Origin of the sequence: uncultured Agrococcus sp. (assembly GCF_945915485.1) — a bacterium.
GTDB lineage: Bacteria > Actinomycetota > Actinomycetes > Actinomycetales > Microbacteriaceae > Agrococcus.
The window spans coordinates 1-20,383 of sequence record NZ_CAMEFJ010000004.1; the positions used below are offsets into that span (position 1 = coordinate 1).

Below are 20,383 nucleotides of genomic sequence, written 5' to 3' on the forward strand. Positions count from 1 at the left end.
GACCAGGTGCGGTGCTTCGCTTGCGCAATGGCAGCATCCGGGAGACCGACGACGTGGACGCGCGGGAGGCCCGGGGCGATATCAACTTGAATGCCGACGATGACGCCGCCCATGCCCTTCGGTGTTACCGCGTGGGTATTCCCTACGAGTCTCATGCGATGCCCTCAACGTGATCGAGTCGATCTACGGCAGAGCCCTGTATCAGGATGCCCACCGCATCGATACGGATCGGCCCTGACGCATCGTGCTCCCGCATCCAGGCCCGGGCCAAGGTTCGTAATCGAAGCGCCTTGTCCGGCGTGATCGCTTCGAGAGGGTGCCCGAAACGAGTGCTGCGACGAGTCTTGACTTCGACGAAGACAAAGCCTCGCCCGCGCCTTGCGATGATGTCCAGTTCGCCCGAGGGGCACCGCCAGTTGCGCTCGATCACGGAGAATCCCCGCGAGCGCAGATGTTGGGCGGCGAGATCCTCACCGAGTTGTCCGAGTGTCGTTCTTGCGTCCACCCCGCCAGCATGGGCTCACGCCCGGCCCGGACGTGAGCGTGGAGGCCCCCGCTGTGGAGAAAACTGACCTGTTGGGCGCGCTTCGACTGCTACTCGTCGAGCGAGAGATCCTTCGGCAATTCGAAGTCCTTCGACTGGAGTTCCTCGACGTTGACGTCCTTGAAGGTCAGGACGCGAACGCTCTTCACGAACCGGTCGGCACGATAGATATCCCACACCCACACATCGGTGAGCTCGATCTCGAAGTAGAAGTCTGCTCCGGCGTCGTGTCGTGTCAGCTTCACATCATTCGCGAGGTAGAACCGACGCTCAGTCTCGATGACGTACTGGAACATGCCGACGACGTCGCGGTACTCGCGAAACAGCTGCAGCTCGACTTCGCGGTCGTAATCATCGATGTCTTCTGGCTCCACACCCTAATCCTACGAGCCTCCTGCACTTCGAGCCCAACCGGGCCACTACTTTGCAGCTTGGATGCCCTCTCCCACGGCCTCGATGATCCGTTCTCGTGCCTCATCCAATCGCCGATCGAGATCTTCCATATTGAACCGATGGCTCGTTGGAACAACAGTGCAGTTGCGCACTTCACCGTCTTTTAGATTCATGATGCGGCAGGGGTGGTACTTCTCATCGATCAACGTGACGCTTGCGTCCTCCTGGCGTTTGAGCGTCAAATCGATGACAAGGCTGTCACGCGTGATGGGCGGTTGAATGTTCATGTTGGACACGAAATTGCTCGCGGACCACAGGCAGGGCACGTTGCGTCCTGCAGCATCGTGCAGAATCTCGTAGTGCTGAATGCAATGCGAATGGGCTCCGACGATATAGTCGGCACCAGCGTCGGCTACCAATTGCGCGAACTCACGCTGACGACTGGTGATCTTCGATGTGTACTCACGTCCCCAGTGACAGCTGGCGATGATGAACTCGGCGCCGGATTCCCGGGCCGCACGGATGTCCTCAGCGACACGCTCAGGATCGAAGTACGGGAACATGACGTCTCGCCCACGCTTCGTGAAGTTCGCCTTCTTCATCATCTGCCGGGCGCTGTCCAAGTATGCGACTAGCCCGACCTTTATGCCGTTGATTTCCACAACGACGTATCGCGGATCCTCTGGCGAGGCGAATGCCCCGGTATGTATCAGCTGACACTGATTTGCCGCGCTCAGAGTCTCGAGCACACCGCGAGTTCCCGTGTCGTAAATGTGGTTCTGGGCAAGTGTCACCGCGTCAAACCCGGATCGTCGAAGGGCCGCCAAGAACGATCGCGGTGCATTCAGATGCGGGCGCCCGTTCACGTGCTCTCGCTGGACAGTGTAGGGAGCGGAAGAGCTCACGGTCGACTCGAGGTTGCCGGTGACAAAGTCCGCTTCCTGGAAGAGATTCCGCACATACTGCAAGCTGAAGTCGAACGGCGACCCGTCCTCACGCAACGCGACCTCCTGCTGCCGCCTTCTGGCCATAAGATCGCCGACCATCATGATGCGACAGGTATCGCCTGACTGCGACTCGCTTCGATAAATGCCGTCCTCGAACGAGAACCTGGCTCGCGGTACGTCACCGAGCGAAGGCTCGGATGACCTTTCACGTTCGATATAGGAAGGATGCCGCAACTCGTGACGAGTTATGACGGCCGCGGCGTCTTCCATCGTGAAGAAGTCACTTTCGGATCCTGGAGTGTGCTGCGCCGGATCAAAACTACTCACAAGTTGAGATCCACGATACGAGTACGCGTCCCATTTGTATCCCGCTTCCTCGGCGTATTTTACCGCTGGCGAGGTCTTGCCCGCACGTACCAGAGTCTTCTGCGAAAACGCCCTCTTGCCGAACTTCTTGCAAGTGAACGGTACGTGCAGTTCCTTCAGAGCGACGCAACCCCGGAACGCTTTCTTGCCGATTGACTTCAGCTGATTATGCAGACCAACATGTGAAAGCGAGCGGCAACCCAAGAACGTTTCGGCAGCGATGTCCTGTACCAAGTAGGGCACGTCTACTCTCGTCAATGAACGACAGAAGCTGAACGCACCGGCGCCAACGAACTTGATCTCATTCGGGAGCGCGTCTTCACGCAAGGCTCGATCGCTGGTCATGACATCGCTGATGCCGCGCTTGGAGAAGTAGTAGAGCTCATGGAGTGACTCGCACTCTTTGAAGCACTCCTTGCCTATCCGAGTTAATCCGTACGGCAGACCAACGGATTGCAATCGCTTGGCTCTACGGAAAGTACCGGGCCGGAGTTCGGTAAGTGCATCGGGAAGTTCTACATGTTCAAGTGAAGAGGTGCCTTCGAATGCTCGATCTCCGATCTCCCGTAGGGTTTCCGGAAGCTCGATCTCGACGAGCCCGGGCGTATTAGCGAAAGCGCGACGCCCCATCCGTTCAAGTCCGTTCGGAAGCACAACTCTTCGGACCGTCGTGTTTGCCTCGAAAGCCCCCGGCCCGATTGCGATTATCGGCACGCCATTGACTTCAGCGGGAACCTGCACCGTCTGCTCACTGCCCAGGTACTTCCTAATCGTGCCTTTCCCTCCGACCACATCCACCCGAAAATCTTCGCGAGCGACAGATCCCGTCGGTGCTGCAGCGCCGGCGGCCGAAGCCGTGCTTATTCCTAGCGATTCTGGCGTGACGCCTGATGCCTCCGCCGGATACTTCGTCTTCCGACTCAGGAATGGATCGAACAGGTATCGCTTGCCGATTTTTTGCGGAGCGTACGGCGCCTGAACCAGCACGAGGTCGGGAGCAGAGTTGCCCTCGATAAGGCTGACTCGGTCGGGGCTGATCGCGACATCCCAGCCTACGAAGTTCACGCCAGACAGGACCGACATTGCCTCCGTGGCGATCTTCAGGACTTGATCCCAGTGCGGAACCTGCGCACCGACAAAACGCTTGTTCGAGTACGGGTGGGATTCCGCGACAACGCCTTTCTTATTCACACCGGGAGTCACGATGACGCCCGTCTCTTTGTCGACATCGCAGACAAAACCGTCAGCACTGAAGTTGTCGGTAATGCTGTCGCCTCCGAACCGGATGCCGGTCGAGATGATGTGAACGCCCTCTTCGTCCTGCAATGTGACGACACGCACGGTGTTCACCGAATGCGGATAGAACTCATTCAACTCAGAATGCTGCTGCACCGACTCCTCGACGAGCACCAGCGGTTTCGACATGAGGTCGTTGTACAGTGCCGTCAGCTGCTCGCGTCCCACCTTGAGGTCGAGTTTGAAGGTTCCGAGACCGCCGCCAGAGCGGAGCGGCTTACAGAACGCTTCGTCGATGCCGTCAGCGAACTCGAGAAAGTCTTCCAGGGTTGAGCCGTCGCGATTCACGAAGAACTTCCGATTGACGTGCTCGGAGTACACGTGATCGAAGATGTCCTTCTGGCCAAGGAGTTCGAGGTCGGACTTCACGTTGAATCGATTGGAGAGCCGCTGACTCAGCTTCTGACGCGCGTAACCGTCGATTTGCTCATCGGAGAGCTCCCAGCCGCGATAGCACATGTAATAGGCCGGAATGATGTCGTACACCATTTGGAACCGAGTCATATGCTCGCGAACTTGTTGCTCACTCCATCCGGTTTCTTCCATCACCGATTTACGATTCGCTTTGGCCGTCGTGTTCCAGCCGCGAACCCTCTCGCTTATCTCTTTATCGGTCTGTGCGAAGAAGCCGTACCCGGCGTACTTGCGAAAATCTATTGTCGGCCACTTCTTCTTAGCCGCACGCATCTTTTCCTCGGCCACTTCAGGTGACCAACCTGTCTCGTGGCAGACCTTCTGAACTTGCTCACCTTCGCGCTCGATGTATCGACGCACGGCTACGCGACGTGCTCGAGCGGTCTTGTAAGCAAAAAATTTCTGCTGGTTGAACTCGCTGAAGGTTATGCCGTACTGATTCTTCAGGTCATACATGGTCGCCAGCGCTCGACCATAGGAAACCTGCATCTTCTCTGCTGCCAGCAGAACAAACCGGTCCTTTCCATCCAACTCGTCTAGTTTGTCAGTCGGGATCAAATAGAGACGGTCTTCGACGAACTGCTCGGGAGTAACACCGTGACGCTCTTGCACCGACTTCATCCGTTCTATTGCGGATGACAGCGAGTCTCCCGTGGCGAGTCGAACGCGCGCTGCCAATGCATTCAACTCTCGCAAATCTTCGGCGCCAATGCCCACCTGTTCCCCCTAATCACGCCGTAACGCTCGGTCCGTCTATTGCGTGGCCATACTAGACCCCCGAAACATGTGTTTGCGGTGAGCCGGGTCTTCTGGCGCAACGACCCTGTCGTGAGTACCCTGCCCGCACAGAGCAGCAGCGATCAGTGCAGCCAGGTTTGGCGATGCAGCACACTGGCTCCATGCTCGCGAATTGCGGCGAGATGCGCTACGGTTCCGTACCCCTTGTTCGATTCCCAGGCGTAGTGGGGCTCGCGCAGTGACGCATCCTGCATGTACGCGTCGCGCGCGACTTTCGCATAGCAGGCTGCCGCCGCAACCGAGACACAATCGCGGTCAGCCTTTGCACGTACGGTAATCGGCATGGGAGTCGGCAGCACGTCACTCAACCAGTCGTGACTGCCATCGAGCAGAACGTGACAGCGACCGAGATCGACTCCCTGACTCTGCAGGTCCTCGATGGCGAGGACCGCAGCATCCGCAAGGCACTTTGCGATACCGGCGTCATCGATTCTGTCGGCGTCGATCCAGCCCAAGCCGACCGTCGCCCACTCCCGCAATTGCGGAGCAATGCTCTCACGGCGACGCTGAGTGAGCGTCTTCGAGTCCCGCAACCCTTCCGGCCACGTCGTGTGCTCTGCTGTGAGCACGGCTGCGCCAACCGTTACCGGCCCAGCGATCGCGCCCCTCCCGACTTCATCGATGCCGATGACGAAATCGCACTGGCGCAGAATCTCGCTCTCGACATCCAGCGAGGGATAGATCACGGCGTACCGTCTGGGACACCCAAGAACGTCCCCGAATGATTGTCCAGCCACGACCATCGATCCATGGGCCACGTAATCACGATCGCTCTGCCGACGAGGTTGTCGTGCGGGACGAAACCGTCATGCGGGCCGTCCTGATGCGAACGAGAGTCGGCCGAATGGTACCGGTTGTCTCCCATAACCCAGTAGGCATCCTCCGGAACGGTCACGTTGAATTCGATCCCGGAGGCCGGCAGACCCTCCTGATCGAGCTGCAAGTACTGCTCGTTGATCGGTACACCGTTGACAACGAGTTGTCCGAAGTCGTTACAGCACTCGACAGTGTCGCCGGGCAGCCCGATAACGCGCTTCACCAAGTAGCCGTGCGACTCGTCAGGCGCAAGCCCTATGAACACCATCGTGTCCCTGAAGAACCCTGCAGCGCCTCCCGGCGATTCCGCAGGAGGCGAATGCAGCCAGCCGCCTGGATCCTCGAAGACGATGATGTCGCCCCGCTGCACATCGATCGGGCCCGGCGTCAGCAGGCTGACCGCGATGCGGTCGTCGACCTGCAGCGTATTCGCCATCGACTCCGAAGGAATATAGAACGGCTTGAGCAGGAAGGTCTTCACCAGGAACGAGATGAGTACCGCAAGGAGAAAGACGACAACGAGGTCGCGAAGCAGCAGTAGTGCGCTCTTGCCGAAGCTCGAAGGAGAAGACTTCTCCGCGTGTCGAGCTGCTGTCTCTGCCATCGAACCCCCTGCATGCCTAGGCAAGCATATCCATAAGACCGGTGAGCGCAGTGAGCATCACCGAGATGCACGAAGGGCGGGTGATCAACCGACCACCCGCCCTGCAAGAACGTGCTTAGTTTTCGCGCTTCTCGCGGATGCGAGCAGACTTGCCGACGCGGTCACGCAGGTAGTAGAGCTTCGCGCGACGAACGTCGCCGCGGCTCACGAGCTCGATCTTGTCGATGTTCGGCGAGTGCACGGGGAACGTACGCTCAACGCCGACCTGGAATGACAGCTTGCGAACCGTGAAGGTCTCACCAACACCGCGTCCCTGCCGGGCGATAACGACGCCCTGGAAGATCTGGATACGCGAACGGCTGCCCTCGATAATGCTCACGTGCACCTTGACGGTGTCACCGGCGCGGAAGTCGGGCAGATCGGTCTTGAGGCTCTGAGCGTCAAGGTCCTGAAGAATGTGCATAGCGTTGTCGCTCTCTGCAGTCGCCGCTGGTCGGCTGCTCGTTCGTTGTCGTTGAGAATGTGCCAGCTCCATGCTCCCCCGCGGCAGAGACTGCGCATGGCACAGCTATCTATCTTGCCATATGTTCCGGCATCGCGAAACCAGAGAGGCGTCAGCGATCTTCGTCGTTGTCCTCGACGATGATGCGCTGCCCACTCTGCGGGCCATCCGTGCTCTCGAAGGTCGCATCCATCTGGATGGGCCGCCTGGTCCCCTGCGCCTCCTCCTGCACACGTTCGGCGTAATCCTGCAGTCGACGCTGCGTGTCCCTCGCGAACGCACGGATCTGCTTCCACAGCACGACTGCACCATAGACGGGAACCGCGAGACCGACGATGGCCGACAGCGCACTCGAGACCGGTAATGCTCCGTCACCCGCTACAGAGCTCAGTGCGCTCGCAGGACCCTCGGAGCCCTCCACGACGACGAAGAACCCGTACAGCAGGAACAGCGACAACCACGAGCCGACCCAGGCGGCGTCCGGCCACGTGACAGCCTTCGTTTTTCGGACGTCGCGGCGCAGCGTTGTCATACCCACCACGACGGCAATACCGATAGCGAATACCGGTGCCAGGAGGGTGAAGAGCAGTAGCGCAGTGCCGAGGGGCGCGCCGAACAAGGTTCTTCCGAACATGACCCAGCCAGGCATGAAGACGATGCTCACGATGAACACCCAGTACAGCGCGCGACGAATGGCCATGCTACGAGGGTAACGTCCTAGTCGGGCAGGAGGTCGGGTCGAACGCGCTGTGTTCGCTCCAGGCGTTGCTCGTGTCGCCAGGCGGCGATGGCTCCATGGTCGCCGCTGCGCAACACGGCAGGAACTTCCAGTCCGCGCCACTGCGAGGGTTTCGTATAGCTGGGGTACTCGAGAAGACCGTCCTCATGGCTCTCCTCGCTGAGCGATTCCGGGTTCCCGATCATGCCGGGCACGAGCCTCGTGATGGCCTCGATCATTGCCAGTGAGGCGACTTCTCCGCCGTTGAGCACGTAGTCGCCGAGGGAGATCTCGCGCACTTCCGCCCGGTCAGCGGCATACTCGGCCACGCGGGCGTCGATGCCTTCGTACCGTCCGCACGCGAACACCAGGTGTTCACGACCGGCGAGTTCCTCCGCATCGGCCTGCGTGAACGGTCTGCCGGCCGGCGTCGGGAGTACGAGCGTGGAGGCCCGCTCGGGAGCCAGCAGCGCATCCAGCGCTTCCCCCCACGGCTCCGGCTTCATGACCATGCCGGCGCCGCCACCGTACGGTGTGTCGTCGACCGTGCGGTGCCGGTCGTGCGTCCACTCCCGTAGATCGTGCGCTGCGATGTCGATGAGGCCGCGCTCACGCGCCTTTCCCACGAGCGAGACATCGAGCACGCTGAAGAACTCGGGAAAGATCGTGACGATGTCTATGCGCATGTCACTCGTCTGCCGGTTCGGCATCCTCCGGGAGCTCCTCGAACAGCCCCTGCGGCGGCGTAATCGTGACGGTGCCCTTTTGCAGATCGATTTCGGGAACGAACGCTTTCACGAAGGGCAGCATGAACTCGGTGCCCTGCACGTCGATAACGAGCAGGTCTTGAGCCGGGAACGCGTCCACACGCGCAACGATGCCGATCTGTTCGCCGTCACGGATCACGTTCAAACCAGACAGCTGATGCACGTACCAGGCATCGCTCTCCTCTGGCAGCTCTTGCGCATCCTGGTCTACCCAGAGGATGGCCTTCACGAGCGTCTCCGCTTCCGTGCGATCATCCACGCCGCGGAAGAACCCGACGGGATTGCTGTTGAAAATGCGGAACTCACGCATTTCAATGGTTTTGCCGTGCCATTTGCTCCCGGCGGGCACCTGCAATGAGAACACGGCTCCCTGCGTAAAACGACGCGCGGGGTCATCCGTGTACAGCTCGATCTTCAGCCCACCCTTAAGGCCATGAGCCTTGGTCAATCGGCCAACGCGGAGCTGGGTGCGCTGGCCGGGTTTTCTAGCGATCGGTGTCCACCACGTCGACGCGGACGCGGCGCCCATCTGCCAGTGAGGTCACAACCGTGCGCAGCGCTTTCGCTGTTCGACCGGCCCGACCAATAACGCGGCCGATGTCATCCGGGTGCACGCGCACCTCGAGCATCTCACCGCGATCGGTGGTGCGGGAGGCTACACGTACATCCTCGGGCCGGTGCACAATGCCCGACACGAGGTGCTCGAGTGCCTCCCGCAGCATGATTACTCCGCCGACTCTTCGGCTGCAGCCTCTGCCTCGGCTGCGGGTGCTTCGGCTTCGGCCGGGGCCTCGGCGGGTGCTTCCTCCTTGGCCGGCTCGGCCTTGGGCTTCAGCACGGCCTTCTTCGCCGCGTCGACGACGAATTCCTTCTTGCCCTCGGGCTGCTGCACCTTCGACTCGGTGTCGGCCTCGCCCTTGAATTTGGCCCAGTCGCCCGTGAGCTTCAGCAGCGCGGTGACCTGCTCGCTCGGCTGCGCGCCGACGCCCAGCCAGTAGAGTGCACGCTCCGAGTTGACCTCGATGAAGGAGGGGTTCTCGGTGGGGTGGTACTTACCGATCTCTTCGATCACGCGGCCGTCGCGCTTGGTGCGCGAGTCGGCGACGACGATGCGGTAGAAGGGTGCGCGGATCTTTCCGAACCGCTTGAGGCGAATCTTGACTGCCACGTTTCTCCGTAATTTGGTATCGAGTTTGCTGTACCCGCTGAGCACCGTGGGGGTCGGTGTTGCGGGAAACCTGGGATGTGTATCGCACCCCGAGAGAGGGCGGGCGCGACGCACTACAACGGTCTATTCTGACACAAATTCGTGGCAGTTTGTTACGCGCAGCCGTGTTCGCTGGTTTGCCCTCACAGAGTGAAGTTCAAGGAGTGCGCTGCCGGCACGGTGGGCACCGAGTGGGAGTTGCATGTCGTCGACCCGACGTCGCGCGATCTGGTCTCGCGCGCCCCCGATCCGATCAAGAGCATCGACGACTCCCGCATACAGGGTGAGTTCTGCAACAGCACTGTCGAACTGATCTCCGGCATCCACTCTTCCGTCGATAGCGCGATGGGCGAAATGCGCGCGTTCCGTGGCCGTGGTCGATCACCTCGCAGCCGAATTCCGGTCCTGAGACGACCTCTATCGAAACTCCAAGAGCCCTCTCGCCAGCGACTCGTCCAGCACGATGTCAGTGGGGATGCCCGCGCCGGTCGCCGCCCGCAGCCCATGGAGTTTCGCCTGCCCGGTCACGACGCAGACCCGTCTCGGCACGCGACGCAAGCGATCCATTCCCGGGCCCGTCGCTCGCGAGTTGAGCTGCACATCCTTCCAGCTGCCATCCGCCCTGAAGAACACGGTGGCGACATCGCCGATAACGCCGTCCTGGCGAAGGCTCGCGTAGTCGTCTCTGTTCAGGTACCCGCCCGCGTGTACTCGGCTCGGCACCTCGGCAGCGGGCGATCCGACGCTGAAGACGGCGACGTCCATCTTGTCTTGGATCGCGAGAATCCAGCGGGTGCTGCGCTCGCGCCACATGGCCTCACGTGTCGCCGGGTCATCGAAGAACGTCGGCACCGGGAACTGCTCGACCTGCGCTCCGTACGCGGTTCCGAACCGCTGCAGAATCTCGCTCGAGTAGTCGACGCCGCTCGTGCGTGTGTTCCCGGCTCCGTTGAGTTGCACAATCGTGCTGCCTTGCGTTTCCTTCGGGGTGAGCATTCGGCTCACGGTGCCGATCGTGGAACCCCAGGCGACGCCGACGACCATGTTCGATTCGATGAACTGCGAGATGAGCGGCCCCGCGACCAAAGCAACGCGCTCCATGCGCTCAACGTCCGTCGTGCCCTCGGGCATCGACACCACGTGCGCAGCGATTTTGAACCGATCGCGCAGTTTCTCCTCCAGCAGCCCCGCACGTTCGAAAGGAGAGTTCACGCGAATGTCGACGAGGCCGGTATCGCGTGCGAACTGCAGCAAGCGTGAGACCGAGGAACGCGAGATATCGAGGTCTGCGGCAATCGTCTCCATCGTGCAGCTCTGCAGATAGTAGAGTTCAGCAGCCTTGAGCGCCGCGCGCATTTTGGCTTCCTGCCGTTTGCTCCGCATACGCACCTCCCGTTAGAAACTGCACGTTTGTGCAGCAAGCTTGCGCAATATTACTTCCAATGCCGATGCTGGTGCTAGCAGGATTGGAGTTCAACGATGACCGAGGCCACACGCTCAGCCCTACGAAGCGAAGAGCTGCGTGCCGTCCGCGAAGCGCAACGCACGACAGTCCTGATCGTGGGTGGCGGCATCAACGGCATCGCGTTGTTCCGTGATCTCTCGCTGCAGGGTGTGGATGCCGTGCTGGTCGAACGCTCCGACTTCGCCTCGGGCGCATCCGCCGCGTCCAGCCACATGATCCACGGCGGAATCCGGTATCTCGAGAACGGCGAGTTCCGTCTCGTCCGCGAATCGGTGCAGGAGCGCAACGCTCTGCTGAAGTCCGCGCCCCACTACGTGAAGCCGCTGCGGACGACCGTGCCCATCTACTCGACGTTCTCCGGCATCCTGTCGGCGCCCCTGCGCTTCCTGACCCACAGAACCGGCAAGCCGAAAGAGCGCGGCGCCGTCCTCATCAAGCTCGGGCTCACCATCTACGACCTGTTCTCCCGTGACGGAGGCTCTGTGCCGCGTCACAAGTTCCTGGGGCGCCGACGCTCGTTGCAAGAGCTCCCCCAGCTGGATGAGAACATCAAGTACACGGCGACCTACTTCGACGCATCGATGCACGACCCGGAACGCCTCGCGCTCGACGTGCTGCAGGATGCTCGCTCCAGCAATGCGGGGTCGTTCGCCCTCAATTACGTCGAAGCGATCGGCAGCGACGACACGGGAGTGCTCGTGCGTGATCGCGAAAGCGGCGAAGAGTTCAGTATCGCCGCCGACGTCATCGTGAACACGTCGGGCCCGTGGACCGATCTGACGAACGAAGCACTCGACCGCGAGACACGGTTCATGGGCGGCACGAAGGGCTCGCACATCGTGCTCGACCATCCCGAACTCCTGCGCGCCACGCAGGGCCGCGAGATCTTCTTCGAGCACTCGGACGGTCGCATCGTCCTGATCTACCCGCTGAAGGGGCGCGTTCTGGTCGGTACGACCGACATCGAGGCCGACCCCCGTGAGCCGGCTCGATGCACGGAAGAGGAGGTCGACTACTTCTTCGATCTCATCGCGCACGTCTTCCCGAAGCTGACGGTGAGCCGCGAGGACATCGTGTTCCGTTTCTCGGGCATACGGCCGCTCCCCCGGCACGAGGACACTGCGCCCGGCTTCGTCTCGCGCGACTACAGAATCGAGCTCGACGAGTCGGGAAGCGTGCCGATCCTGAGCCTCGTCGGCGGTAAGTGGACGACGTTCAGGGCGCTTGGAGAAGCGCTCGCCGATCGCGTTCTCGCCGTGCTCGGACGAGGAAGGACGGTGTCAACGGCCGGCATGACCATCGGCGGTGGAACAGGGTTTCCGGCAACGGATGCGGCACGGAGTCGGTGGCAGCAACGCCACCTCTCCGGGTCGGGCTCGAGAGCCGACGCCCTCCTCGCCCGTTACGGCACTCGCGCCGCCGATGTGTGGAAGCACATCGAACAGTGCGGTGACCGGCCCCTTGCCGGAGCCACCCTCTCGACGGGCGAACTCGAGTGGATGGTGCACAACGAGCTCGTCGTTCGCCTGACGGATGTCGTGCTCCGCAGAACGAGCCTCGCCTTTACCGGCGACGCCGGCTTCGATGTGATCACCCGCATCGCCGATGCTCTTGCACCCATGCTCAACTGGGGCGAGACTCGGAAGCAACAGGAAATCGAAAGGACAGTGCAATACCTCGACGACGCGCACGGCACGTCGCTCGAAACGCTTGCTCGCAACTAGCGCAGCAAACCGCCGGAAGGCGGATTCTCCCCACAGTGTGCCAAGCGGAATCCAGGCACAGGAAAGGTCAATGAAGACACATGGAAGAAGTAAACCTCGGGCTGTATTTTCTGTCCGAATTCGTCGGAACGGGGATGCTCGTCCTGCTTGGTTGCGGTGTCGTAGCAAACGTCGTACTCACGAAGAACAAGGGCTTCGGCGGCGGGTTCCTCATGATCAACTGGGGCTGGGGCCTGGCGGTATTCGCCGGTGTTCTGGCTTCCGCCTACTCGGGTGCGATCATCAACCCGGCCGTCGGCATCGGTCTGTTCATCGCCGGCACGATCACGCTGCCGATGTTCCTCGTAGCCATGGCCGCGCAGTTCACCGGTGCCGTAGTCGGCGCCATATTCACGTGGGTCGCGTACCGTCAGCATTTCGACGAGGAGGAGGACCCGGCGAACAAGCTCGGTGTCTTCTCGACCGGGCCGCAGATCCGTTCGTACGGGCACAACCTCTTAACGGAGATCATTGCAACGTTCGTGCTGGTGTTCATCATCTTCGCATTTGCGGACTACGGTGAGATCAACGTCGGTGTTCCGGGAGCCCTCGGACCCCTCACCGCCCTGCCCGTCGCGCTGCTCGTCGTCTCGATCGGTGCGTCGCTCGGTGGCCCGACGGGTTACGCCATTAACCCGGCCCGTGACCTCGGGCCCCGTATCGCCCACGCTATCCTCCCCATCAAGGGCAAGGGTTCCAGCGACTGGTCGTACTCGTGGGTTCCCGTCGTCGGACCGATGATCGGCGGCAGCCTCGCGGCGTTCGCAGCCCCTGTCCTGCTCGGGCTCGGCGCATAAGAAGCAAGCAATTCAAAGGAGAACAGAATGCCTGATTACATCATCGCCATCGACCAGGGAACCACGTCGTCCAGGGCGATCATCTTCGACCACAAGGGGAGCATCGTCTCCTCCGGGCAGAAGGAGCACGAGCAGATTCTGCCGAAGGCAGGCTGGGTCGAGCACGACCCCGTCGAGATCTGGCGCAACGTGCAAGAGGTTATCGGCCTCGCGCTGAGCCGCGCTGATCTGACCCGCCACGACATCGCATCCGTCGGAATCACGAACCAGCGCGAAACCGCGGTGGTTTGGGACAAGAACACCGGCGAGCCCGTGTACAACGCCATTGTCTGGCAGGACACGCGCACGCAGGAGATCGTGGACCGGCTAGCGGCGGACGGCGGCAACGACCGGTTCAAGCCGATCGTCGGCCTCCCCCTCGCAACCTACTTCTCGGGCACCAAGATCGCGTGGATCCTCGACAACGTCGATGGCGCACGCGAGAGGGCCGAGGCCGGGGACCTGCTCTTCGGTACAACGGACACGTGGGTACTGTGGAACCTGACGGGCGGCGTTGACGGCGGCGTGCACGCTACCGACGTCACCAACGCGTCCCGCACCATGTTCATGGACCTCGAAACGCTCGAGTGGCGCGACGACATCCTCGAGGCCTTCGGTGTACCTCGTTCGATGCTGCCGGAGATTCGTTCGTCTTCCGAGGTCTACGGCAAGGCGAAAGACTCGTCGCTGCTGCGCGAGACGCCGATCGCCGGAATTCTCGGTGATCAGCAGGCGGCCACGTTCGGACAGGCGGCCTTCGAGAGCGGTGAAAGCAAGAACACCTACGGCACGGGCAACTTCCTGATCTTCCAGACCGGTGAAGAGATCGTCCATTCCGACAACGGTCTGCTCACGACCGTCGGCTACAAGATCGGTGATCAGCCGACCCGCTACGCGCTGGAAGGCTCCATCGCCGTGACGGGTTCGCTCATCCAGTGGCTGCGTGACCAGCTCGGCATCATCGGTTCGGCTCCCGAAGTGGAAGATCTTGCCAAGCAGGTCGACGACAACGGTGGCGTGTACATCGTTCCGGCGTTCTCTGGGCTCTTCGCGCCGTACTGGCGTCCTGAGGCTCGCGGCGCCGTTGTCGGTCTCACCCGCTACTCGAACAAGAACCACATCTCGCGTGCGGCGCTCGAGTCGGTCGCATACCAGACACGGGATGTGCTGGATGCCGTCAACGCGGATGCCGGAGTCGATCTCACCGAGCTGAAGGTCGATGGCGGCATGATCGTCAACGACACGCTCATGCAGTTCCAGGCAGACGTCCTCGGTGTTCCCGTTGTTCGTCCGGTGGTTGCAGAGACCACCGCCCTCGGTGCCGCTTACGCGGCGGGACTCGCGGTCGGCTTCTGGAACGGCCTCGACGAGCTCTCCGCCAACTGGCAGGAGGACCGTCGTTGGGAGCCGAACATGGACTCCTCGGAACGCGACCGTCAGCTGCGCCTGTGGCGCAAGGCGGTTACGAAGTCGATGGACTGGGTCGACGACGACGTGCAGTAGCACGAAGAGGAGGGGAGCCGGGACGTTCGTCCCGGCTCCCCTCCTCTATGCTCAGTTAGCGATTGCCGAGCATCCGCTGCAGCGTGTCCTGCTCGGCGTCGGGAAGCTCGCTGTAGGGGTTCGGGCTCTCTTCCTGGCCGGCGCCGAACGCGCTACCGGAGTGCTGCTTGGCCCGATCTGCGGCCGCCGCTTCCTGTTGGAGACGCTTCGCCGGATTTCCGGAGCGCTTGCCCTTGACCTTCTTCTGCTGCTTCTTGACGCGCTGGCTCTTGCCGCCATGAGCGCCAGGAACGGGGCCCATGCCGGGAATATTCGGCATGCCACCCTTGGCCATGGTTCGTGCGGTCTTCGATGCCTGATCGAACTGCTTCATGAACTGGTTGATGTCGGTCACCGTCACGCCCGCGCCCCTCGCGATACGGAGTCGCCGTGAGCCGTTCAGGATCTTCGACTGGCGTCGCTCCTGCGGGGTCATCGACTGGATGATCGCCTCGAACTTCACGAGTTGCCCCTCGTCGAAGTTCTCGAGCGCTTCCTTCATCTGCTTATTGGCCCCGGGGAGCATGCTCAGCATGCTCTTGAAGTTCGCGGCCTTGCGCATCTGCTGCAGCTGGCCGAGGAAGTCCTCGAGCGTGTACGAGTCGTTCATGAGCGCTTCAGCGCTCTTCTTCGCCTCTTCCTCGTCGAACGCCTTCTGCGCCTGCTCGATCAGGGTGAGTACGTCACCGAGGTCGAGGATGCGGTTCGCCATGCGGTCCGGATGGAAGGGTTCGAAATCGTCGAGCCCTTCTCCATTGGAAGCGAAGATGATCGGCTTACCGGTGACGCCACGGATCGAAAGGGCAGCACCACCACGGGCGTCACCGTCGAGCTTCGTGAGCACGACGCCCGTGAAGTCGACGCCCTCCTGGAAGGCTTTCGCAGTCGCAACTGCGTCCTGTCCGATCATCGAGTCGATCACGAACAGCACTTCGTCGGGGTTGACGGCCTTGCGGATGTTCGAGGCCTGCTTCATCAACTCGGCGTCGACGCCCAGACGGCCAGCGGTGTCGACGATGACGACATCGTGCTGACGCTGCTTCGCGAGCTTCACACCGTCGCGCGCCACCTTGACGGGATCACCGACTCCGTTGCCGGGCTCGGGCGCGTACACCGCTGCTTCGGCGCGCTCACCGACAACCTGCAACTGGTTCACTGCATTCGGACGCTGCAGGTCGGCTGCGACCAGCAGCGGAGTGTGACCCTCCCCCGTCAGCCACTTCGCGAGCTTTCCTGCCAGCGTCGTCTTTCCAGCACCCTGCAGCCCGGCGAGCATGATGACGGTCGGCGGCTGCTTCGCGAATTCGAGCCGGCGCTGCTCGCTGCCGAGGATGCGCACGAGTTCATCGTTGACGATGGAGACGACCTGCTGCGCCGGGTTCAGCGCTTTCGACACCTCGGCGCCGAGGGCTCGCTCGCGCACATTCGCAGTGAACTCTTTGACGACGTCGAGCGAGACATCCGCCTCGAGTAGCGCACGGCGAATTTCCCGCACCGTCCCGTCGACGTCGCTCGCAGACAGTCGACCCTTCGATCGAAGCTTTGCGAGCGTCTCAGTAAGGCGGGAGGAGAGTGATCCGAATGCAGCCATGGTGGCCCGATTCTACCAGCGCGGCACCTCAGCCGACGACCGGCGATCTACCTGCGGCGCGAGTACTCCGCCAGCACCACTCCCGACTGGAACGCCCTGGTGTCCGTTCGCTCCACCGCTGCCGGCATATAGCTGCGGTCGCCGAAAACGCGGACACCATCGCCGAACAGCATGGGATTGAGTTTGAATGCGAAACGGTCGATCTCGTCGACGAGCGCTGCGGCCAGCTTTCCGCCGCCGCACAACCAGATTCCCTCTCCTGGCATCTGCTTGAGTTCACGAATCATCTCGACCGGGTCTCGATCGGTGAATTCAACGCCGTCGGACCCTGCGAGTGGCGCACGATTCCTCGAGAACACAATTTGACGGAAATGACCATACGGGCTCGGGGAGTCCGGAAGCCCGACCGAGTAGGTGTTCCACCCCATCAGCACGGTGTCGAACGGGCCACCGTCTACAGATAGTCCGGCCGCATCAGCCATCGCAGTCGGAGCTGTTCCCGGATACCTGTTCCAGAGCCACTCCGCATGGTCCCCTTCGAAGACGAACCTGTCGAACTCGTGGTTCGGACCAGCGATGAAACCGTCTAGGCTCACCGCAACGTAATAGGTAAGTTCACGCATCATCTCCCCAATCACTACAGATGCAGTGCTTGTAATCTACAACAGGTGTTGTGCTTTGGCTAGTCTGGTGTCATGGCAAGAAACGAGGCACGACGAATTGCGCTTGCGGACGCCGGCGTTGCGGTACTCGCCAGAGAGGGCTCCAGGGGACTCACGCACCGCGCTGTCGATGCAGAGGCCGATGTCCCGACAGGAACAACATCGAACTACTTCCGCAGCCGCGATGCACTCATCCAAGGCATCTTCGACAGGATCGGACAGCGCCTCGCGCCGACCGAGGAAGACCTGGCAGCCCGCAGCGGCATCCCTCCTAATCGAACTCTCTTCGCCGCGTACATCCGTGACATCGTTCGTCGTCTTCTGGAGAACCGAGAGGTGACGCTCGCACTGTACGAGTTACGTTTAGCCGCGGTAAGGCAACCGAACCTCGCAGCGCCGCTCGCAGCCTGGCAAAGGGCAGGCTTCGAGGCGGACATAACCTTCAATGAGGCTGCCGGGCTTCCGGGCGGACGCCGCGAGATTGCGCTGCTCCACTACGCCATCGAGGGGCTCGTGTTCGACCGACTCACATCCTCCATCGACCCTGAAACCTCTACCGATGAAATCGTGGACGACTTCGTCAGTGCGTTGATTCTCGTCTGACATGCTTCAGGCGAGAATCAGTGCAGATGCGATTGCCTAGTAGACGATGCTGAAGACCCACACTGCAAGGGTCATGGTTACGAGGCTGATCGTCACGATGCCGAAAAGGTTGATCCAGAGACCGGCTTTCACCATCTGCGGAATCGTCACGTAGCCCGTTCCATACACAACCGCGTTGGGTGGCGTCGCGACGGGCAGCATGAAGGCGCAGGTGGCCGCGAGCGCCACGGGGATCGTCAGCAGCATCGGGTCCACACCGATGCCGATCGCGATACCTCCTGCAATGGGGAGGAACGTCGCAGCCGTCGCGGTGTTCGACGTGATCTCGGTCAGAAAGAGAATCGCAGCGGCAAGTATGACCACCATCAGTACAACGGGGAGACCGCCGATCGCGGCCGACACATCGCCGATCCATTCCGTCAGACCCGAGGACGAGAACTGCGCAGACAGCGCAAGCCCTCCTCCGAAGAGCAGCAGCACACCCCACGGGAGCTTGACCGCGGATTCCCAGTCGAGCAGACGAACACCCCGCTGCGCGCCGGCGGGAATGAAGAACAGCAGAATACCGGCTGTCAATGCAATACCGGCGTCGCTGATGGGAGGGTCCTCCCAAATGAGCGGAACCGCGATCCAGCTCACGGCTGCAAGGGAGAACACGACCAGCACAAGGATCTCTCCCATGGAAACCGGGCCGAGCTTCTTCACCTCCTCGTTGATGAGAGCGCGTCCGCCGGGGATGGTTTTCACTTCGGGCTTGAACAGTACTTTGGCGAGCATCCACCAGGTGAAGGCGAGCATGACCACCGAGAGCGGGAAGCCGACGATCATCCACTGCCCAAAGCCGATTTCAATATCATGCTCTTGGCTGAGGTACGCAGCGAGGAGCGCGTTCGGAGGAGTTCCGATCAGCGTCCCCAACGAACCGATAGAAGCCGCATACGCGATACTCAGCATGAGACCGGCGCCGAACTTCGTCTTCAGGGCTCCAGCTGCTCCGGAACCCTTCTCGATGACACCCTTTCGCTCCATCGCTTCGCTCACGAGTTCCAGCACAGAGAGACCGATGGGCAGCATCATCACCGCGGTGGCGGTATTCGAGACCCACATGGAAATGAAGCCGGTGGCGATCATGAAGCCGGCCAAGAGCGCACCCGTTCGCTCCCCCATAGCGCGCAGCACGAGCAACGCTATGCGCCTGTGCAGGTTCCAACGTTGCATGGCAAGAGCGATGAGGAAGCCGCCCATGAACAGGAAGATGATGTTGTTGCCATAGCTGGCGCCAACCGAATCCACTGTCACGGGGGCATCTTCGGTTCCCTGCGAAAGAAGAGGGAACACGATAAGCGGCACGATCGCGGTCGCTGGGATGGGCAGAGCCTCCGTCATCCACCACACAGCCATGAGTCCCGCAATCGCAGCGGTCAGTCGTGCATCGTGTGCGACCTCACCCGGCATTGCCGTGTACAGCAGGAGTGCCAGCGCAAGACCTCCCGCGAGGCCTATCCACCGGACCCGCACCGTGCGTCTTGTGAAGGCTGCTGCCATCTCCCCCGGCGATCGTCTATCAACTTCGGTATCGACCTCGGGTAGCGGAGAGAAATGTTCCGCGTGTTCTCCGGCCGGGCGCGACTTCGCCATGGGTTCTCCTTTGAATCCGTCATGCGATCGAATGCGCGCACCAACATACCTGATGCGAGTGAAAATTCCCGCCGATCTCCCTGCCGTGTCCTACGCAATCAGTTCGAACGCTCCGCGAACGATGGCTGCGACACCTCCGACGGCGGCGAGCACCATGGCTAGACGGCGAGCGAGGGCCGCTGTCACGACCCGCGTCAGTGGCGTTGCGATCAGGAGTCCGAGGCCAACGCTGCAGGGAATGATCAGAAGCAGTAGTCCGAAATGCAATGATCCCACTGGTCCCGGCTCTACTGCCCCCATGACCAGCTTGGACACGACGGAGGCGATGCCCATCGTCATGAACACCGGCTGGAGGGTCGCCGAGAAACCCACTTGCTCCCACCTGGAGAGCCGCGAGTAGATCACCATGACCGGGGCAGCGACACCCGAGGTGGTGTTGAAAAAACCGCCCAAGAACCCCGCCGCCACCGCAGCCCCCGGTGATTTCCATTCCGGAATCCTGCGCGCGAACACCGTGAGCAGTAGCGCGCTGACGACAAGGCTACCGAGCAGAATCGACAGCCAGGCTGTCGGCAGGGCACCGACGAGCCAAGCAGCGGGCCAGGCGCCAACGGCCGCTGCGGGTGCGATCAGGAGGTACGCACGCCAATTGATGAAGCGCCACACCGCGAACATGATCAACAACCCGGAGATGACCGTCGTCACATTGGTCATGAATACGCCGAATGCCGGCCCGAGTAACAGCGCTAGCACCGGGGCGACGACGAGACCGACGCCGGTTCCGGAGAGCCTTTGCAGCACTGTGCCGGTGAGCACGGTCACGATAATGATCGCGACGACAACGGCAGTATCCACGGGTTCAGCGTAATACCGCGTCCCGGACTCCGCCCGATACGCTGTTCTGTGTGCTT

General features: G+C 61.4%; 20 protein-coding genes. 4 read left to right on the plus strand and 16 right to left on the minus strand.

All coding sequences use genetic code 11. From position 1 onward, the window contains the following. Positions 1-151 precede the first annotated feature (151 nt). From Q0O95_RS01470 to Q0O95_RS01525, 12 genes are all read right to left on the minus strand, one after another. Entirely contained in the window at positions 152-505 is a 354-nt protein-coding gene (locus tag Q0O95_RS01470; RefSeq protein ID WP_293694640.1) for a YraN family protein, read from the minus strand. Positions 506-594: 89 nt separating this feature from the next. Further along, entirely contained in the window at positions 595-918 is a 324-nt protein-coding gene (locus Q0O95_RS01475; protein ID WP_293694642.1) for a DUF2469 domain-containing protein, read from the minus strand. Between the two features lie 45 nt (positions 919-963). Then, complete coding sequence (locus Q0O95_RS01480; RefSeq protein ID WP_293694644.1) at positions 964-4,581, minus strand: CapA family protein; 3,618 nt, start codon at positions 4,579-4,581, stop codon at positions 964-966. A gap of 239 nt (positions 4,582-4,820) precedes the next feature. Continuing rightward, positions 4,821-5,444 (minus strand): ribonuclease HII, encoded by a 624-nt coding sequence (locus tag Q0O95_RS01485; RefSeq protein WP_293694646.1) that lies wholly within the window; start codon positions 5,442-5,444, stop codon positions 4,821-4,823. After that, entirely contained in the window at positions 5,441-6,178 is a 738-nt protein-coding gene (gene lepB, locus Q0O95_RS01490; protein WP_293694647.1) for a signal peptidase I, read from the minus strand. The genes Q0O95_RS01485 and lepB overlap by 4 nt, the downstream gene beginning before the upstream one ends. 115 nt (positions 6,179-6,293) lie before the next feature. Continuing rightward, positions 6,294-6,641 carry a 50S ribosomal protein L19 gene (rplS, locus tag Q0O95_RS01495; RefSeq protein ID WP_293694649.1) on the minus strand — a complete coding sequence of 116 codons (348 nt, stop codon included), beginning with the start codon at positions 6,639-6,641 and terminating at the stop codon, positions 6,294-6,296. A gap of 151 nt (positions 6,642-6,792) precedes the next feature. Further along, positions 6,793-7,380, minus strand: a complete 588-nt coding sequence (locus tag Q0O95_RS01500; protein WP_293694651.1) for a hypothetical protein — start codon at positions 7,378-7,380, stop codon at positions 6,793-6,795. A gap of 17 nt (positions 7,381-7,397) precedes the next feature. Continuing rightward, positions 7,398-8,084, minus strand: coding sequence for a tRNA (guanosine(37)-N1)-methyltransferase TrmD (gene trmD / locus Q0O95_RS01505; protein ID WP_293694652.1), 687 nt, complete (start codon positions 8,082-8,084; stop codon positions 7,398-7,400). A 1-nt stretch (position 8,085) separates the two neighbouring features. Further along, a complete protein-coding gene (gene rimM, locus Q0O95_RS01510; protein ID WP_293694654.1) occupies positions 8,086-8,694 on the minus strand; it encodes a ribosome maturation factor RimM in 609 nt (202 codons plus the stop codon). Continuing rightward, on the minus strand, positions 8,651-8,887 hold the full coding sequence (locus Q0O95_RS01515; RefSeq protein ID WP_293694656.1) for an RNA-binding protein: 237 nt from the start codon (positions 8,885-8,887) through the stop codon (positions 8,651-8,653). The genes rimM and Q0O95_RS01515 overlap by 44 nt, the downstream gene beginning before the upstream one ends. A gap of 2 nt (positions 8,888-8,889) precedes the next feature. Beyond that, a complete protein-coding gene (gene rpsP / locus Q0O95_RS01520; RefSeq protein ID WP_293694658.1) occupies positions 8,890-9,333 on the minus strand; it encodes a 30S ribosomal protein S16 in 444 nt (147 codons plus the stop codon). Positions 9,334-9,789: 456 nt separating this feature from the next. Then, a complete protein-coding gene (locus tag Q0O95_RS01525) occupies positions 9,790-10,755 on the minus strand; it encodes a sugar-binding transcriptional regulator (protein ID WP_293694660.1) in 966 nt (321 codons plus the stop codon). Between the two features lie 96 nt (positions 10,756-10,851). Between Q0O95_RS01525 and Q0O95_RS01530 the strand changes: the two genes are divergently transcribed. The 3 genes from Q0O95_RS01530 (at position 10,852) to glpK (ending at position 14,939) form a co-directional block, all read left to right on the plus strand. After that, on the plus strand, positions 10,852-12,561 hold the full coding sequence (locus tag Q0O95_RS01530; protein WP_293694662.1) for a glycerol-3-phosphate dehydrogenase/oxidase: 1,710 nt from the start codon (positions 10,852-10,854) through the stop codon (positions 12,559-12,561). An 80-nt stretch (positions 12,562-12,641) separates the two neighbouring features. Then, entirely contained in the window at positions 12,642-13,397 is a 756-nt protein-coding gene (locus tag Q0O95_RS01535) for an MIP/aquaporin family protein (RefSeq protein WP_293694663.1), read from the plus strand. A gap of 27 nt (positions 13,398-13,424) precedes the next feature. Then, complete coding sequence (gene glpK, locus Q0O95_RS01540) at positions 13,425-14,939, plus strand: glycerol kinase GlpK (RefSeq protein WP_293694664.1); 1,515 nt, start codon at positions 13,425-13,427, stop codon at positions 14,937-14,939. A 55-nt stretch (positions 14,940-14,994) separates the two neighbouring features. On the opposite strand, the gene ffh is transcribed toward glpK, so the two are convergent. Together ffh and Q0O95_RS01550 are read right to left on the minus strand one after the other, a co-directional pair. After that, a complete protein-coding gene (gene ffh / locus Q0O95_RS01545) occupies positions 14,995-16,569 on the minus strand; it encodes a signal recognition particle protein (RefSeq protein ID WP_293694665.1) in 1,575 nt (524 codons plus the stop codon). 47 nt (positions 16,570-16,616) lie between these two features. After that, on the minus strand, positions 16,617-17,195 hold the full coding sequence (locus Q0O95_RS01550) for a dihydrofolate reductase family protein (RefSeq protein ID WP_293694667.1): 579 nt from the start codon (positions 17,193-17,195) through the stop codon (positions 16,617-16,619). 69 nt (positions 17,196-17,264) lie between these two features. On the opposite strand from Q0O95_RS01550, the gene Q0O95_RS01555 reads away from it, so the two are divergent. Further along, complete coding sequence (locus tag Q0O95_RS01555; protein ID WP_293694669.1) at positions 17,265-17,834, plus strand: TetR/AcrR family transcriptional regulator; 570 nt, start codon at positions 17,265-17,267, stop codon at positions 17,832-17,834. Positions 17,835-17,870: 36 nt separating this feature from the next. Here the strand turns inward: Q0O95_RS01555 and Q0O95_RS01560 are convergent, their stop codons facing one another. Next, positions 17,871-19,472 (minus strand): DASS family sodium-coupled anion symporter, encoded by a 1,602-nt coding sequence (locus tag Q0O95_RS01560; protein WP_293694671.1) that lies wholly within the window; start codon positions 19,470-19,472, stop codon positions 17,871-17,873. Positions 19,473-19,562: 90 nt separating this feature from the next. Next, positions 19,563-20,327, minus strand: coding sequence for a TSUP family transporter (locus Q0O95_RS01565; protein WP_293694673.1), 765 nt, complete (start codon positions 20,325-20,327; stop codon positions 19,563-19,565). Positions 20,328-20,383: the final 56 nt, after the last annotated feature.